Origin of the sequence: Helicobacter sp. MIT 05-5294 (assembly GCF_000765675.1) — a bacterium.
In the GTDB taxonomy this organism is placed as follows: Bacteria; Campylobacterota; Campylobacteria; order Campylobacterales; family Helicobacteraceae; genus Helicobacter_D.
On sequence record NZ_JRPA02000078.1, the window covers coordinates 1 to 601 of the forward strand.

The window sequence follows — 601 nt, forward strand, 5'->3', positions numbered from 1 at the left end:
TCATTATTTTATTATGAAAATGGAAATTTAGAGGCAAAATATTGTCTAAAAAATGGACAATTTGATGGAATCCAAGAAATGTTTTATGAAAATGGGAATCTAAAAATTCAGGGTTATTTTCAAGATAATGAATCGGCGGGGAATCTTTATATTTTTAGAGAAAATGGTCTATTGTGGTATAAAATTATTATAGATAAAGAAGAAAAAGTAGAAGCGTTTGATAAAAGCGGAAAATCATTAGGCTATTTATCCAATAAAGAAGAAGAACAAAAAATTATGGGAAAGCTTAAAACAATGTTTATACATAAATACTAGGAGATATTATGGAAGAAATAAGTTGGAAAGGTTTTGGGAAATTCCTTTTGGAACAAAAATATGAAGAATTATTAGGGGAAAGCCCGTATGGAAATTTACTTCGAGGAGAGCATCGAGAAATGGGAATTGAAGGCAATATTCCAAGTTTTCTAAAAGAAGATTCTGCCAACACCAAAGCCTTTTTAAACAATCCCTCCCTAACCCTAACCATTAATCCTAATTCTTCCCATTCTAATTCTTCTTCCAATCCTTCCCATTCTAACAATTCCCACCCCAATTCTTCTTA

The 601-nt window shown here is 30.9% G+C and carries 1 protein-coding gene and 1 pseudogene; both read left to right on the forward strand.

Going from position 1 to position 601, the window contains the following annotated elements:
• Positions 1-315, forward strand: a pseudogene (locus tag LS69_RS10120) (hypothetical protein); the annotation flags it as partial.
• Positions 316-323: 8 nt separating this feature from the next.
• A partial coding sequence (locus LS69_RS10125; RefSeq protein WP_138124730.1) for a hypothetical protein occupies positions 324-601 on the forward strand: 278 nt, incomplete at its 3' end.